Origin of the sequence: Peribacillus frigoritolerans (assembly GCF_040250305.1) — a bacterium.
Taxonomy (GTDB): domain Bacteria; phylum Bacillota; class Bacilli; order Bacillales; family DSM-1321; genus Peribacillus.
Genome location: NZ_CP158190.1, coordinates 4,721,447 through 4,734,974, shown reverse-complemented (window position 1 = coordinate 4,734,974; position 13,528 = coordinate 4,721,447). Strand labels below are relative to the sequence as shown.

The 13,528-nt window shown below is 39.6% G+C and carries 13 protein-coding genes; 10 read left to right on the top strand and 3 right to left on the bottom strand.

Features of this window, described 5'->3' with window-relative positions; all coding sequences use genetic code 11:
- Positions 1-29 precede the first annotated feature (29 nt).
- From ABOA58_RS23305 to ABOA58_RS23285, 5 genes are all read left to right on the top strand, one after another.
- The gene (locus tag ABOA58_RS23305; RefSeq protein ID WP_350300227.1) at positions 30-980 is read left to right on the top strand and encodes a radical SAM protein; all 951 of its coding nucleotides are present in this window, start codon (positions 30-32) and stop codon (positions 978-980) included.
- Positions 981-1,368: 388 nt separating this feature from the next.
- Positions 1,369-1,695 (top strand): hypothetical protein, encoded by a 327-nt coding sequence (locus ABOA58_RS23300; protein WP_350300226.1) that lies wholly within the window; start codon positions 1,369-1,371, stop codon positions 1,693-1,695.
- Between the two features lie 447 nt (positions 1,696-2,142).
- Positions 2,143-2,853, top strand: a complete 711-nt coding sequence (locus ABOA58_RS23295) for a sigma factor (protein ID WP_350300225.1) — start codon at positions 2,143-2,145, stop codon at positions 2,851-2,853.
- A 30-nt stretch (positions 2,854-2,883) separates the two neighbouring features.
- Positions 2,884-3,468 (top strand): ATP-dependent Clp endopeptidase proteolytic subunit ClpP, encoded by a 585-nt coding sequence (gene clpP / locus ABOA58_RS23290; protein WP_101223429.1) that lies wholly within the window; start codon positions 2,884-2,886, stop codon positions 3,466-3,468.
- Positions 3,469-3,859: 391 nt separating this feature from the next.
- Positions 3,860-4,447, top strand: coding sequence for a DUF6241 domain-containing protein (locus ABOA58_RS23285; RefSeq protein ID WP_350300224.1), 588 nt, complete (start codon positions 3,860-3,862; stop codon positions 4,445-4,447).
- Between the two features lie 132 nt (positions 4,448-4,579).
- On the opposite strand, the gene ABOA58_RS23280 is transcribed toward ABOA58_RS23285, so the two are convergent.
- Positions 4,580-5,473, bottom strand: a complete 894-nt coding sequence (locus tag ABOA58_RS23280; protein ID WP_350300223.1) for a TauD/TfdA dioxygenase family protein — start codon at positions 5,471-5,473, stop codon at positions 4,580-4,582.
- A gap of 30 nt (positions 5,474-5,503) precedes the next feature.
- Positions 5,504-6,493 (bottom strand): ABC transporter substrate-binding protein, encoded by a 990-nt coding sequence (locus ABOA58_RS23275; protein ID WP_350300222.1) that lies wholly within the window; start codon positions 6,491-6,493, stop codon positions 5,504-5,506.
- Positions 6,494-6,876: 383 nt separating this feature from the next.
- Here ABOA58_RS23275 and ABOA58_RS23270 point away from each other — a divergent pair, with 383 nt between their 5' ends.
- Both ABOA58_RS23270 and ABOA58_RS23265 read left to right on the top strand, forming a co-directional pair.
- A complete protein-coding gene (locus tag ABOA58_RS23270) occupies positions 6,877-7,644 on the top strand; it encodes an ABC transporter ATP-binding protein (protein ID WP_350300221.1) in 768 nt (255 codons plus the stop codon).
- A 23-nt stretch (positions 7,645-7,667) separates the two neighbouring features.
- On the top strand, positions 7,668-8,501 hold the full coding sequence (locus ABOA58_RS23265) for an ABC transporter permease (protein WP_434547801.1): 834 nt from the start codon (positions 7,668-7,670) through the stop codon (positions 8,499-8,501).
- A 61-nt stretch (positions 8,502-8,562) separates the two neighbouring features.
- Here the strand turns inward: ABOA58_RS23265 and ABOA58_RS23260 are convergent, their stop codons facing one another.
- Positions 8,563-9,789 (bottom strand): ATP-binding protein, encoded by a 1,227-nt coding sequence (locus ABOA58_RS23260; RefSeq protein ID WP_350300219.1) that lies wholly within the window; start codon positions 9,787-9,789, stop codon positions 8,563-8,565.
- Between the two features lie 681 nt (positions 9,790-10,470).
- On the opposite strand from ABOA58_RS23260, the gene ABOA58_RS23255 reads away from it, so the two are divergent.
- The 3 genes from ABOA58_RS23255 (at position 10,471) to ABOA58_RS23245 (ending at position 13,459) form a co-directional block, all read left to right on the top strand.
- On the top strand, positions 10,471-11,391 hold the full coding sequence (locus tag ABOA58_RS23255) for a glycerophosphodiester phosphodiesterase (protein ID WP_350300218.1): 921 nt from the start codon (positions 10,471-10,473) through the stop codon (positions 11,389-11,391).
- Positions 11,392-11,546: 155 nt separating this feature from the next.
- Positions 11,547-12,686 carry a zinc-dependent alcohol dehydrogenase gene (locus ABOA58_RS23250; protein WP_350300217.1) on the top strand — a complete coding sequence of 380 codons (1,140 nt, stop codon included), beginning with the start codon at positions 11,547-11,549 and terminating at the stop codon, positions 12,684-12,686.
- A 320-nt stretch (positions 12,687-13,006) separates the two neighbouring features.
- Complete coding sequence (locus tag ABOA58_RS23245) at positions 13,007-13,459, top strand: hypothetical protein (protein WP_350300216.1); 453 nt, start codon at positions 13,007-13,009, stop codon at positions 13,457-13,459.
- Positions 13,460-13,528: the final 69 nt, after the last annotated feature.

The following is a 13,528-nucleotide window of genomic DNA, read 5'->3' as shown; positions in this document are numbered from 1 at the left end:
TACGATTAAATTGCTGGACAAAAATAGAAATGGTGTGTATCTTTATATTCATCGGGAAATTCCGATGTATTAATGAAGAAAGAGGTTTTCATATGAAATATGATGAGAAGATTTATAGACCGCCATTAGAGGCAAACACCCTTTTATTACAAGTTACATCCGGGTGTTCAAACAATAAGTGTACATATTGCAATATGTATAAGGATATAAATTTCAAAATGGAGAAATTAGATCAAATAGAAAAAGACTTGATAGAGGCAAAGGGTTTTTATCCGAATGCACAAAGGATTTATTTATTAAATGGAGATCCATTCATTCTTAGTGCGAATAAGTTAAGGGATATCGCAAAATTGATCAAGAAACATCTCCCTGAAGTTGAAACAATCACGATGTATGCATCTATACAAAGTGTTGCGACGAAAACGATCGAAGAATTAAAGGAATTAAAAGAATTAGGAATCAATGATTTATATATAGGTCTCGAAAGCGGAAACGATGAAGTTCTGGAGCATGTAAAGAAAGGATATACGGCAAAAGAGGCAAGAGTGCAATTGCAGAGATTGAATGAAGCAGGTATAGAGTTTTTCGTTATGGTCATGTATGGTCTTGCAGGACGAGGGAAGGGCTTGCCGAATGCGGTAGATACAGCTGCATTATTAAATGAAGTTCGGTCCAAGGCGATATTCCCCATGTCTACTACGTTAATACCTGGTACTGAACTGCATATGGAGTATTTAAAGGGCGATTTTGAAGAATCTGCTGAAATGGAGAGAATCATAGAATTAAAAACATTCATCGAACATCTGAATGTAAAGGACGATACAAGAATATCGTCATTGCATGCATCGAACGCATTAACATTAAGCGGGAGCTTGCCAAGGGATAAACAGTCATTCATCGACGGATTGAATGATTTCATTGAAAAAACGGACGCTGATGAATTCCAGCGTAGCATCAATAGGAATGCTTTAAGGCTTTAAGTGAAAATGGCTGGTTAACCTTCCCTCCAAAATGAGGGAAGGTTGTTTCACATATATTGATTCCTGACCAAAATTGTAAGGTCAATTGGTTCTTTCAAGAAAAATGGTTAATTTTATGTTATTATATTAATTGGATATCTTAAGCAAAAAAGGAAAAAGTCTAGGGGGGAATGTGAAATGAAATTGACGGTCCTGCCAGTTTTCCTTCGAAACCCTTTGTTATATCCAGTGGGAGCGAAATAACAAAGAAGAATCCAAAATGAAGAATAAATTTTTTTTGCGAGGATTGATCAATAAAGTAGTCTGCCCCTTCGGGCTTATTTTTTTGTCTAACATAATGAAGATGGTATTTAATAGATACTTTTAAGTCAGGATTGGGGAAACCACAATGAAGAAAGTTTTAGCTATATTGAAAAAGGTACTGCCTTTAAGGTCAAGGTTGATTACGATGGCAATTATGATAGCCGTTTTTTACTGCATGTTCATGTTCGCAGACCTGGAGAATGAAAAGGCAGACAGAGAGCGTCATAACGAGCGATCAGTGAATTTTGAAGAGATGAGCGATCAAGAGTCTGAAGAAAAACCAGCAGGTTCTTTGGTGAACTATTGTAAAGATAGCGCTAACGAAAGTCGTTCCTCCAGTTGGTTTGATATTGAAGTAAACGTAATGGAACCAAGCGAATACACGGTCGAATGCATTGAACACTTGGAATAGCAGCAGAGTTCCTATGGATCATCCGGAAATTTGAAATTCAGAATCTACAACAAGGACATCCGGGAGGTCAGGGATATCGGAACAAATTGCGATTTGGGAAAACGTAACGACATTGCGGGACATTAACGTAAGCAGAAGGTCACTTCCGAAAATTTGGCTGGTTGAATAAATGGAATGGAGCGGAATGCACGAAGAATTTTCGCTGTAATGATTGGTGACGAACCGGTTACACAGCGGGGCAGGCCGAGGAAGGACTAAATGTAGGATATTAGAACATTGATACAAGCCTGTTTGGATCTTAACCAAACAGGTTTTTAGTATGAAAGGAAATCCAAAGGAAAAAATGGAATAGAATATAATGAAGAATGAAGGAAAATTTTTCACCCCCATATCTTTTTCTCTTTCTGAAACGTTTATAGGATAGAGGGTGTTGAAGGAGTGAGAAAAATGATAAATAAGTTAAGGGAAGATATTTCTGAAGAAAAGGATAACGGTGCGATTTTGCGTGAAGTTTATCCTGAATTGATTCGGTTTTGCCGATTCCTGACCCAAAATAATTGGGATGGGGATGATTTGGCACAGGAAACGATATTGAAGGCAATGCAGGGCTATGGGAAGAAAACGGAGATAACAACAGCTTTATTGAAGACCATAGCCCGACATTCCTGGATTGATACGATAAGAAAAAGGAAAAAAGAATCTTTAGGCGATCTGTTGGATACCGAACAGCTGGGGTCAGTTGGGGAAAATGTTTTTGAAACGGTTGAATATATAATAAAATCCCTTACGCCGAAACAAGCTGTAGTGTTCATATTAAAGGAAGGATTCCTTTATCGGTCAAAAGAAATCTCAGATTACTTGAACACCACTGAAACGGCTGTAAAGGCAATCTTGAACCGTGTGAAAAAGCGTTTTGACAATGACGTTGAAGAGCGTAGTAGGTTGTCTTGCGTGGAAAATTGGGAGGATGAGGAGGAACAGCGGCTCATGTCCTTGATGACACAGGCTTTAAAAGCCCAAAATCCTGATATCCTCATTAGAAGCATCCCATCTTTCAAATCTCTGAACAGTGAATCGATGATTCCTAAACTGATGAATCGTCCGATTCTTTCCAAATCAAGCTTCACTCCTTCAAACACACTCTCAATGGCTGCATAGCCAATATTATTGTTAGGAGGAAGAAGAGATATGACCACCATTCCATATGTAATTGAGCAATCAAGCAAGGGTGAGCGCTCGTACGATATTTATTCCAGACTTCTAAAAGACCGTATCATCATGATCGGGGAAGAGATCACCGATCATTTAGCCAATAGCGTGGTTGCCCAATTGTTATTCTTGGCAGCTGATGCACCAGATAAAGAAATTACCATCTTCATAAACAGTCCAGGGGGATCGACCAGTGCCGGTTTCGCCATTTATGATACGATGCAATATATTAAGCCTGATGTCCGGACTGTATGTACGGGGATGGCTGCATCATTCGGGGCCATGCTTTTATTGGCGGGTACGAAAGGGAAAAGGTGTGCTTTGCCAAATAGTGAAATCATGCTTCATCAACCGCTTGGTGGGGCGAGGGGGCAAGCAACGGAAATAGAAATTTCTGCCCGAAGGATTTTGAAGCTAAAGGATCATATCAATCAAATCATCTCGGAAAGGACCGGTCAGCCTATCGAAAAGGTGGCGAAGGACACAGATCGTGATTATTTCTTAAGCGCAAATGAGGCGAAGGATTACGGTATAATCGATGAAATAATCGTTCAGGCTAATTAATCCTGATAAAAACGCCATGTAAGCTCAAAATAATCTGGACGAAAACGAAAGGAAACTGCTGATATCATATCGGCAGTTTCTTTTTACCCTCTTACATTACTCCATATATTTATCCACAAAACCCCATATCTTGTTCCAATACTATTTTGGATCCACTACCTCAGCTTCACAGTGCCCGGCACCCGGTATTATCAATTTTTCTTGAAGTGACGTATGAATCTTCTTGGAAAAATAGAATGGGTACCTTGGGTAATTATCGATATCTGAAACTACTATAATTCTTATTGAAGGGATGAGAAGGTTTGATGTCTTCCTTTTCTGGATAGTCCATCCAGTTAATATGTTAAAATAAATATTATCTGACATTATCAATATCTTGGAGGAAGTTTTTATGAAGAAAACGCAAAAGGTTTTACTTATTAGTGGAATCTCTGCTGTTGCATTATTCGGGGTGGGGGTTGCTTCCTTTAAAATCATGGAGAACTCCAATGAGTACGAAAAAGCTCAACTGGTAATTGAAGCCAGGGAAGCCAAGGAACAAATTGAAAGAGAAAGAGAAGATGAAAAAATCGAAGCCAAAAGGGAAGCGAAAGCGAAAGCTGCGGAACTTGAAGCGAAAACAGCGATATATGATGGGATCGAATTTGAAATAGGACTTGATGAAGGCTCAACCGAAACGGAAGTCATGGACGTCATGCATAAAATGACTCATCAAAAGGTTCGCTCGCAAGATAAATGGGGAGCTATACCGATGTCCCCTAAAATTATTGAAGAAGTTTATAAAATAGTGGATTCAAGTGATTTTCAGCATAGAGATAGATTGCTGGCCATCGCTGCCCGGTGGCGAGATTTTGATTTTAGCACGATCGTTCAGGACCATAACTTCTTTTGGGAAGATAAAGAAGGCACCGTTGGAAAAGCCCATGGAACATTAAGCCGTGCAGAAGAGGTTGAATTCATTGAAGTTAATTTTAAATGAGGGGAAAGTACTGAAAATGCCAAAGGGCGAGTGACAAGACCTGTTCAAAAAGAAAACACTCAAACCTCCTTCAATAAGGCCAGTTCCTCAGGAGGTTTGAGTATTTTCGAACCTTTCACTCGATACAGCAGTTTATTTTTTAATAATTAGACTGCTGGACTCGTTCTCCTTGTTTACGGGAACGTCTTTGCCGACAGTGACCCTGCGAACGACGCGGTGCTGGTTTCCGTAATCGGCAATAGCGTAATGCTGCGTGGCTAGGTTATCCCAAATGACCACGTCCCCTTCACTCCATTGCCAACGAACGGTATTTTCTAAGCGCGTGACGTATGAATCGAAGATACTTAATAATCTTTCGGATTCACTTGTTGTATATCCTTCCACTCTACCAGCAAAGCCACCTAATAACAAATGCCTTTTTCCGGTTTCAGCGTGCACGTGAACGACTGGGTGCCTTGTTTTATAAATGGTCGATTCGAATATATCACGATATTTCTTTTTAACCTCATCATCGATGTTTTCAGCTGGTTTGAATTGGGCATAATCATATTCATTTGTATGGATCGCCCAAAGTCCGTCAGCTAATTTCTTCAATCCATCCGGCAGGTCCTCATATGCTTCATTCGTATTTGCCCAGACTGTATCTCCGCCAACGTCAGGGATGGTTACACCTCTTAAAATAGAGTATTTTGGAACTTCTGGAACGAAAGTGACATCAGTATGCCAATGGTTTGCTTTAGCGCCCCTTTCGGAATCAAGTTCGAAAATATAGTTAGTATTGTCTTTGACCGGTACTGTAGGATGTGCATAAGGCTCACCCAATAGTTTGGCAAATGCTTCTTGGCTGGCATCGTCCAAATGATTTTGTCCTTTGAAGAATACGACTTTATGATGGTTTAACGCTTGTTTGATTTCATTGAAAATAGCTAAATCCAAGTCTCCGCTTAATTGGACTCCTTGAATTTCCGCTCCAATCCTTCCTGCTACCGGTACCACTTTCAATTGTTGTGTTTTAGTTTCGGTCATAATCAATCTCCTCCTGTAAGGTATGTTTTTTTATTTTTTAAAGGCTTCATCAATGTATTCATTGTGGATCTGATTTTTAAAATTAAATGATTTCTTGATATAACCCACACCAGCTAAAGTATCGATGGATTCTTGTTGTGCTTTGATGGCATCTTCGGTAAAGAAGATATTTGGTTCTTCGGCCGTTATTATTGTCTTGACCGTACCCACAGGCAATTTAGTTTCTTTGGAATAAATTTCAGATGCTTCATCTGGATGTTCAATTTGCCAGTCGGCAGCTTTTTTATAAACCTTTAAATAGGCCTCGACAATTTCAGGATGCTCTTCGGCAAAGCCCTTACGTGCAATGATTGCACCAGGAGCCAATATTTTTCCTTTTACTTTAAGAGCGACAGCATTGCCTTTTTCAATATTATTAAGGTAATAAGGGTTCCATATCGCCCAGGCGTCCAATTGTTTGGTTTCAAAAGCTGCTTGAGCATCATCCGGTTGTAAATTGATGAGTTTAATGTCATCAGTAGTTAAGCCATGGGCTTTCAATGCCTTGATTAAATACACATGACCCGTTGTCCCCGAGGCAACACCGACCGTTTTTCCTTTTAAGTCTTCAATCTTCTTTATGTTACCTTCTGCTTGAGCCAGGATCCGGACAGATGACTCACCCCGACCTGTTTGTGCAATAACTTCGAATGGCAGATTCTTATCAATGCCGGCAATCAGTGCACCATCCCCTAAAAAAGACAGGTCGACCCGATTGGAAGCAAGGGATTCCAAAAGCGGGGGACCACTCTGGAATTCACTCCACTCGATTTGGGCATCCAGTTTAGAAAACTCTTCGTTGAACAATCCCTTTTCCTTTGCAATGACCAATGGCCCCATCTTGCCATTTAAGGCAATATGAACTTTCAGTGGATCACTTTTCCCGGAAGCTTTGCCGGCATCGGAGTTACAGCCTGCCAATACAGCGATGCTAATGATGGCAAGTAGTACTGCGGTTAACTTGTTACGATAGTCCTTCATGATTTCCCTCCTTTTTTAATACACTTACCACATCTGGATAGTCAGATTAATGACAAAAAAGAGATTCAACGAAGAGTATGCCGGGGTTACTCTTCATTGAATCTCCGGTAGTCCAGTTGATTCACATGACCTTTATTTATTTGGCTCCAGTGTGAAGCGGATTTGTGTATGAATGCATCTTAACAGCTGTTAGAATTATCTGTCAATTATTATTTGTAATTAATCCGATAAAATAAATTGGAATTAGGTGTTGATTATAAATAATCGATAAGTTAATATAAAATGAAATATTGAATCGACTAGTTAACTAGAGATTCAGCAAAGGGACAATATGTGCCTTATTGCTGGATCTCTATTTTTTTATTTGAGAAAGGGTGAGGGTATTGGTTGCGACGTTAGAAATTAATCAAGTAAGCAAAACATTTAAGAATGAGAATGAAAGTGTCCATGTTTTGGATAATTTAAAACTGACCGTCAACAATGGTGAATTCGTCACGATCATTGGTCCGAGCGGCTGCGGGAAAAGCACATTATTAAAGTTGATCGCAGGACTTGATTCAGACTTTGACGGCGCGATCATGGCAGGGAATCATCCGGTTATCGGCCCTTCTAAAGACCGTGGTTTCATTTTTCAGGAGCATCGCTTATTTCCATGGCTAAACGTGGAGAAGAATATTGCAGGTAATCTTCCATTAAAGAAACCGGACATTCGAAAAAGGGTGGATGATTTGATTTCACTTGTTAAACTAAAAGGATTTGAAAAGGCGTATCCACGCCAATTATCCGGTGGAATGTCGCAGCGTGTTGCCATTGCCAGGGCCTTATTGCGTAATCCGGAAGTATTATTGCTGGATGAGCCATTCGGTGCTTTGGATGCATTCACGCGAACGCATCTTCAAGAGGCTTTACTAGAAATATGGGAGAGGAATAAGACAACGATGGTGCTTGTCACCCATGATATAGATGAATCCATCTTTTTATCGAGGAAAGTGGTCGTCATGGATGCAAAGCCTGGGCGGATTAAAGCTATCGTTCCAATTGATTTGCCATATCCAAGAACTCGAACAAGCAAAGCGTTTCAAGAATTCAGGTCCGTCATATTAACCCAACTTGATCATCATCCAGTAGAAGTGGAAGATTGGAGCATTTAAATAAATTTTTGAAAAAAGGAAGGATGAAAATTATGTCTACACAGACCGTTGCTCAAAACAAGCCGCTTGTCATAAGGGAAACGACAAAACAATCCAAACTCGCCAAATCGGCATTGCGGGGTTCGGTCCTTCCCGTTGTCGTGTTGATTACATGGCAAACATTAGGAACGGTTGGCATCCTGCCTGCCCAATTGTTCTCATCACCTTTATTGATCGTCACGACTTTCATTAATCTCGTTCAGTCGGGGGAAATGGGCATCCATTTACAAATCAGTTTAACGCGGGCCCTTCTAGGCTTTGCATTAGGTGGTTTTTTAGGATTATTGTTTGGAGTCATCGTTGGCATGCAAAAAAAATCTGAAGAATTTTTAAACCCAAGCATTCAAATGTTACGAACAGTCCCGTTACTTGCGATTACCCCTTTATTCATTATGTGGTTCGGATTTGGTGAACTGTCTAAAGTGCTGCTTATTGCTTTAGGTGCTTTTTTTCCTTTATATTTACAAACTTTTTTGGGCCTTCGGAATGTGGATAAAAAACTGTACGATGTTGCCTTAATCTTGGAATTTAGCCGTAGGGAACAAATAACGAAGCTCATGATTCCGGCAGCTTTACCAAACATATTACTTGGCATCCGTTTAGCCTTAAGTGCGGCTTGGATGTGCCTGGTCGTCGCTGAATTGCTGGGTGCGGATAGAGGGGTGGGCTTCATGATCCAGGATGCCCGTTCATTCATGCAAACGGACGTCGTATTCGTAGGCATCATCATTTTTGCCCTCGCTGGTAAAATCTCAGACTCGTTTGTCCGCTTTTTAGAAAATCATTTGCTGAAATGGCAAGATAGTTTTAAAGCCTAATTGAAATAGGATGACCGCCCGGTGATGGGTGGTCATCCTTTTTCTTATTAGGGATATATGTTTAATCTATTTCTTTATATAAGGGCAAATAAATGGTGAACGATGTTCCTTTGTTCACTTCGCTCTGTACCAAGATTTTCCCTTTGTATTTTTGAACGATGGAATAACAAACGGTCAGGCCGATACCGGTTCCCCTATCTTTAAGTGAATAAAATGGGGTACCTAGTATTTCAAGCTGTTCTTTTGAGAGGCCAATTCCTGTATCCGTTATTCGTACTTTTGCCATAGTGCGTTCCTGCTCTGTTTCCACCTTGATGAATCCGGGTTTGTTCATTGACTCAATTCCATTTTTCATGATATTGACCAGTATCTGTTTAAGCTCGATGGGATTCATGCTAATGTGCAGGTCGTCCCGGAAATCCAGGAGAAAGCCTATGTTGCGATTATTGGCGAAACTGGTTAAGAGTTCGGAAATCTTTTGGATTTCATAATTTAAAGGAATGACCTGTACATTATCCGTTTGCGGTTTTGCCAAAGACAAATAGTCATTGATTATCACTTGTGTATATTCAAGTTCTGTAAGCATGGTCTGTACATAAAATTTTTCCGTTTCATTCAGTTCCTTCTCTTGGTCTAATAGCTGGGCAAACCCTTTCACGACTGTAATCGGATTACGTATCTCATGTGCAATGGTGGCAGCTAGCTGTCCGACTGAGTTCAATTGCTTGGCCTGCTGTATTTCCTTATGAAATGCATTAGTGGATTCCACCCTATTATTGGTTCCTAAGAATACGAATACCAATATGATTTGTATAGCGATGAAATTAAGCGTGTTGCCGAAACTATCCAAAGCGACATATTCATAAGTGTATTGAAGATCCGTTTTTGAAATGATCAAGATGGAAGCGGGACCTAATATGATATTTAAAGTGGCGACAACATAAAACCCGATTTTATCAAAGAGAAAAATGGGAATCAAGGGCGCTATAGCAAATAAAGCCAGCATGATGGCGGTATCCGGGAAAATCCAGAATTTGCTATATAAATAAACAGTAATTAAGAAAATGAATAGGGTTTTATAAAAATTGACTTCTGTTTTTAAGAAAAATAACAGAGAAATTATCATCCCCGATATTAAAATGACCTGTAATATCATCTCGTAGGGATTATCTTTCCAACTTATAGGTGATACAGAAATCCCAACCAATAGTAAAAAGGATATCATTGCCATGAATGCCTTCAGTATAAATCGGTGTTTGTTTTGATAATATTGATAATTTTTTAACATAATTCCCCTTAGGATTAATATTCTGTTTGTTTAATAGTAATATGATACTAGTTTTTTGTAAATCAGAAAAAGATAGATTTTGTCACTATATAGTCTCTCTGCTTATACTTTAGAAAAGGCATGGTTCGGGTGGAATTCAGTACCGGAAGGGGGAAGTCAGGGAGTTAAGGTAACCAATCCCTCCAGACCCTCTTGGTATGTCAACATTGGCACATCATATCTAATATCAGGAATTTAGCGGCTTTAAGTTTGGTTTAATATGGATATGGAAAGCTTAATGTGTCAATGAACCGGTTAAATAATTATTTAACGGAGTAGTAAGGAGTTTGTAATGGAGAAGGATTTAGAAATATTTAGTTATGTTCATTTAGGGGACTGTTTTTTTCTACTATTTCAATATGTACATCCCAAAAAACTTTTTATATTTTCTTATTGGATTACCAGTATCCATGTTTAGCACATTTTTCAATTATGATTTTTTATAAAAAGAGGCTTTTAACGGGTTTTTAATCTAAGCTGTCATCCGAATTTTGAATTAGGTACAACAAACTACATGAATGCCCTGTGTTTGATAGGTTTTTTTAACCATTTTAACTATTATATTATTTCTTTACATTATATTCGCTGTAGATTCACATTCTCCTTTTAAAATAATGGTAATAATAGGAGGGAGAGAGGGAAATGAAAACGAATATAAAGAAATTCGGTTTATGTATGATGAGTGCGGCTTTTATATTGCAGGCTACTTCCATGGGGGCTTCAGCAGCAAAAGGAAATCATTCCAATTCGTCTATTTATGAGAAGAAAATCGTGAATATCGCACATCGGGGAGCTTCTGGTTATGCACCTGAACATACCATTCCCGCTTATCAATTGGGAGAACAAATGAAGGGCGACTACATAGAAATTGATCTTCAAATGACCAAGGATGGAAGATTGATAGCAATGCATGATGAAAAGGTTGATCGTACAACGAATGGTACTGGTCTAGTGAAGGATTTAACGCTGGCTGAAATCAAGCAACTGGATGCCGGTACATGGTTCAATGAAAAATATCCGCAATTGGCAAAAGAGGTATATGAAGGGTTAAAGGTTCCCACTCTTGAAGAAGTCTTTAAGAAGTTCGGAAAGCAAGCCAATTACTATATCGAAACAAAGTCCCCTGAAGTATATCCGGGAATGGAAGAAGAACTCCTGCAGGTTCTGGAAGAATATAAAATGGTGGATTCAAAAGGCCGTACCAAGAATGTATTAATTCAGTCGTTCAGTAAAGAAAGCCTTATGAAGGTTCATGACATGAATCCAAAGTTACCGCTTGTGCAACTTTTTTCTTATAAGAACCCAGCAACCATTTCCAATGAAGAATTGGAGTCCATTAAGGAATATGCAATTGGCGTTGGCCCGAACTTCAATAAGGTAGACGGACAATATGTGAAGATGGTTCGCGACCATGACCTCCAATTCCATCCATATACAGTAAATGAAAGAGCGGATATGAAAAAGGCTCTTGAATGGGGTGCAACGGGGCTGTTTACGAATTATCCCGATGTATTCAACGAGGTACTAAGTGAGTATAAGCACAATAATAATGTTCCTAAATAAATGGTTTCATAGGTGAGTCCCGGTTTCCGGGGCTTTTTTTGTCATCCAGGTGCAGCATAATGAAGAGATTCTTGGGGAAATTAGATGTTCATAGGCTTAGTAGCCTTTTTTGACGGGTATATCAAATGTATTAAGAATATTTTAGGAGGTTTAATATGAAGGCTGTAACTTTTCAAGGAGCAAAAGATATAGAGGTAAAACAAGTTGAAGATCCGAAACTTCAGCAAAAGGATGATATCATCGTCCGAGTGACTTCAACGGCTATTTGCGGGTCCGACCTCCATATATATCAGGGTGCTTTGCCGACGCATAAAGATTATGTCATTGGTCATGAACCGATGGGCATCGTCGAAGAAGTGGGTCCGGAAGTGACAAAGGTGAAAAAAGGGGACAGGGTTGTCCTGCCTTTCAACATTTCTTGTGGGCACTGTTATTATTGTGAACATGATATGGAGAGTCAATGTGATAATTCCAACCCCAATGAAGCGGTGGATACAGGCGGGTACTTTGGTTTTACGGAGCGATATGGGAACTATCCAGGCGGGCAGGCAGAATATTTAAGGGTACCATATGGAAACTTCATGCCGTTTGTCATCCCAGAGTCATGTGAACTTGAAGATGAGGCGCTTTTGTTCATGTCCGATGTGCTGCCAACCGCATATTGGAGTGTAGAGAACGCTGGCGTCAAGAAAGATGATACGGTAGCGGTATTGGGCTGTGGACCGATTGGCTTGATGGCTCAGAAGTTCGCTTGGATGAAAGGAGCAAAAAGGGTCATTGCCATCGACAATCTTCCTTATAGACTCAATAAGGCTAAACAGATGAATAAGGTTGAGGCGTATAACTTCGATGAATATAACGATATGGGCAGCTACATTAAGGAAATCACTTCAGGCGGGGCAGATGTGGTCATAGATTGTGTGGGAATGGATGGCAAGAAATCAACGATAGAGGCGATTGAGCAAAAGCTGAAACTTCAGGGTGGAACGTTAAGTGCGATCGAGATTGCACTTAACGCCGTACGTAAATTCGGCACGATCCAACTGACTGGCGTATACGGATCCAAATATAATATGTTCCCATTAGGCAATTTATTTGAGCGGAACATTAATTTGAAAATGGGACAAGCACCGGTCATTCACTACATGCCCAAGCTTTTTGATAAGATCACGGCTGGAGAGTTCGACCCCACGGAAATCATATCCCATAAAGTCCCTCTAGAAAAAGCGAGTGAGGCTTATCAAATCTTTAACGATCACGAAGATGAATGTATTAAAGTGGTGCTAAAGCCATAATGTAAAGCTTATAAAAGTCCAATGCCCTGAGCTGCATTGGATTTTTTAGTTGAGTTCTTAAATAGATCAAAGTTAATGGTGTATTATCGATTAACGTATAAATGAGATATGAAATATGAATGATAATTATCAGGATTCGTGGCTTTCGTATCAGCGAATCCCGAAATATGACGATTGACCCTTCAGTGTTTGAAGGAGCGCATGAATTGAAAAAAGAGTTGCTATAAAAATACGATGCAAGTGAACTTGAATAAGGGTTTTTGGTAATGAAATGTACTATTTATATTATATAATGATAGTGTCAAAAGGAGGACGTACAGATGGTATATAATTCGGCAACAGAACTTTGTGAAGGGTTTGGGTATCCGCCCGTTCACGTTAAATTGACGATAGAGATCGTCGATAAGAGATTGGGACCTGTAAAGGCGGAAGCAGAGATTGCCATCAAGCCTGTTAAGTCAAAGGAATATCTGGAAGTATTGGTGGAGGAATTGGAATCGGATCATATCTTTGCTGATGAAAATGGCAGTATCTATGGCAGCTTCGGCATCGATCAAAGCATCCAGATATATGATGAAGTCCTGACTACCATTCCGTTCGATGAGTTGATCGGAAATGAAAATTGGAAAGAGGCAGTTGAGGAATCCATCACTGTGGATAAGCTGAGGGAACAACTGGGGAAATCTCTCAATGATTATCAATTCAGTGATTTGAGCGGAAAATATAAATTCAGGAAAAGATGTACGATAACAGAACTGCAATTCATGGATTAAACGATAAATGGAGAAGGCGAGATGCTTTCCCTCAATTTATAGAGAAAAGGGGTCCTAAACAAAATTGAA

Bases quoted from the DNA above. Each gene is read 5' to 3' on its own strand.
- ABOA58_RS23305 (WP_350300227.1), top strand. From the start codon at position 30: ATGGTGTGTATCTTTATATTCATCGGGAAATTCCGATGTATTAATGAA.
- ABOA58_RS23300 (WP_350300226.1), top strand. From the start codon at position 1,369: ATGAAGAAAGTTTTAGCTATATTGAAAAAGGTACTGCCTTTAAGGTCA.
- ABOA58_RS23295 (WP_350300225.1), top strand. From the start codon at position 2,143: ATGATAAATAAGTTAAGGGAAGATATTTCTGAAGAAAAGGATAACGGT.
- clpP (WP_101223429.1), top strand. From the start codon at position 2,884: ATGACCACCATTCCATATGTAATTGAGCAATCAAGCAAGGGTGAGCGC.
- ABOA58_RS23285 (WP_350300224.1), top strand. From the start codon at position 3,860: ATGAAGAAAACGCAAAAGGTTTTACTTATTAGTGGAATCTCTGCTGTT.
- ABOA58_RS23280 (WP_350300223.1), bottom strand. From the start codon at position 5,473: ATGACCGAAACTAAAACACAACAATTGAAAGTGGTACCGGTAGCAGGA.
- ABOA58_RS23275 (WP_350300222.1), bottom strand. From the start codon at position 6,493: ATGAAGGACTATCGTAACAAGTTAACCGCAGTACTACTTGCCATCATT.
- ABOA58_RS23265 (WP_434547801.1), top strand. From the start codon at position 7,668: ATGAAAATTATGTCTACACAGACCGTTGCTCAAAACAAGCCGCTTGTC.
- ABOA58_RS23260 (WP_350300219.1), bottom strand. From the start codon at position 9,789: ATGTTAAAAAATTATCAATATTATCAAAACAAACACCGATTTATACTG.
- ABOA58_RS23255 (WP_350300218.1), top strand. From the start codon at position 10,471: ATGAAAACGAATATAAAGAAATTCGGTTTATGTATGATGAGTGCGGCT.
- ABOA58_RS23250 (WP_350300217.1), top strand. From the start codon at position 11,547: ATGAAGGCTGTAACTTTTCAAGGAGCAAAAGATATAGAGGTAAAACAA.
- ABOA58_RS23245 (WP_350300216.1), top strand. From the start codon at position 13,007: ATGGTATATAATTCGGCAACAGAACTTTGTGAAGGGTTTGGGTATCCG.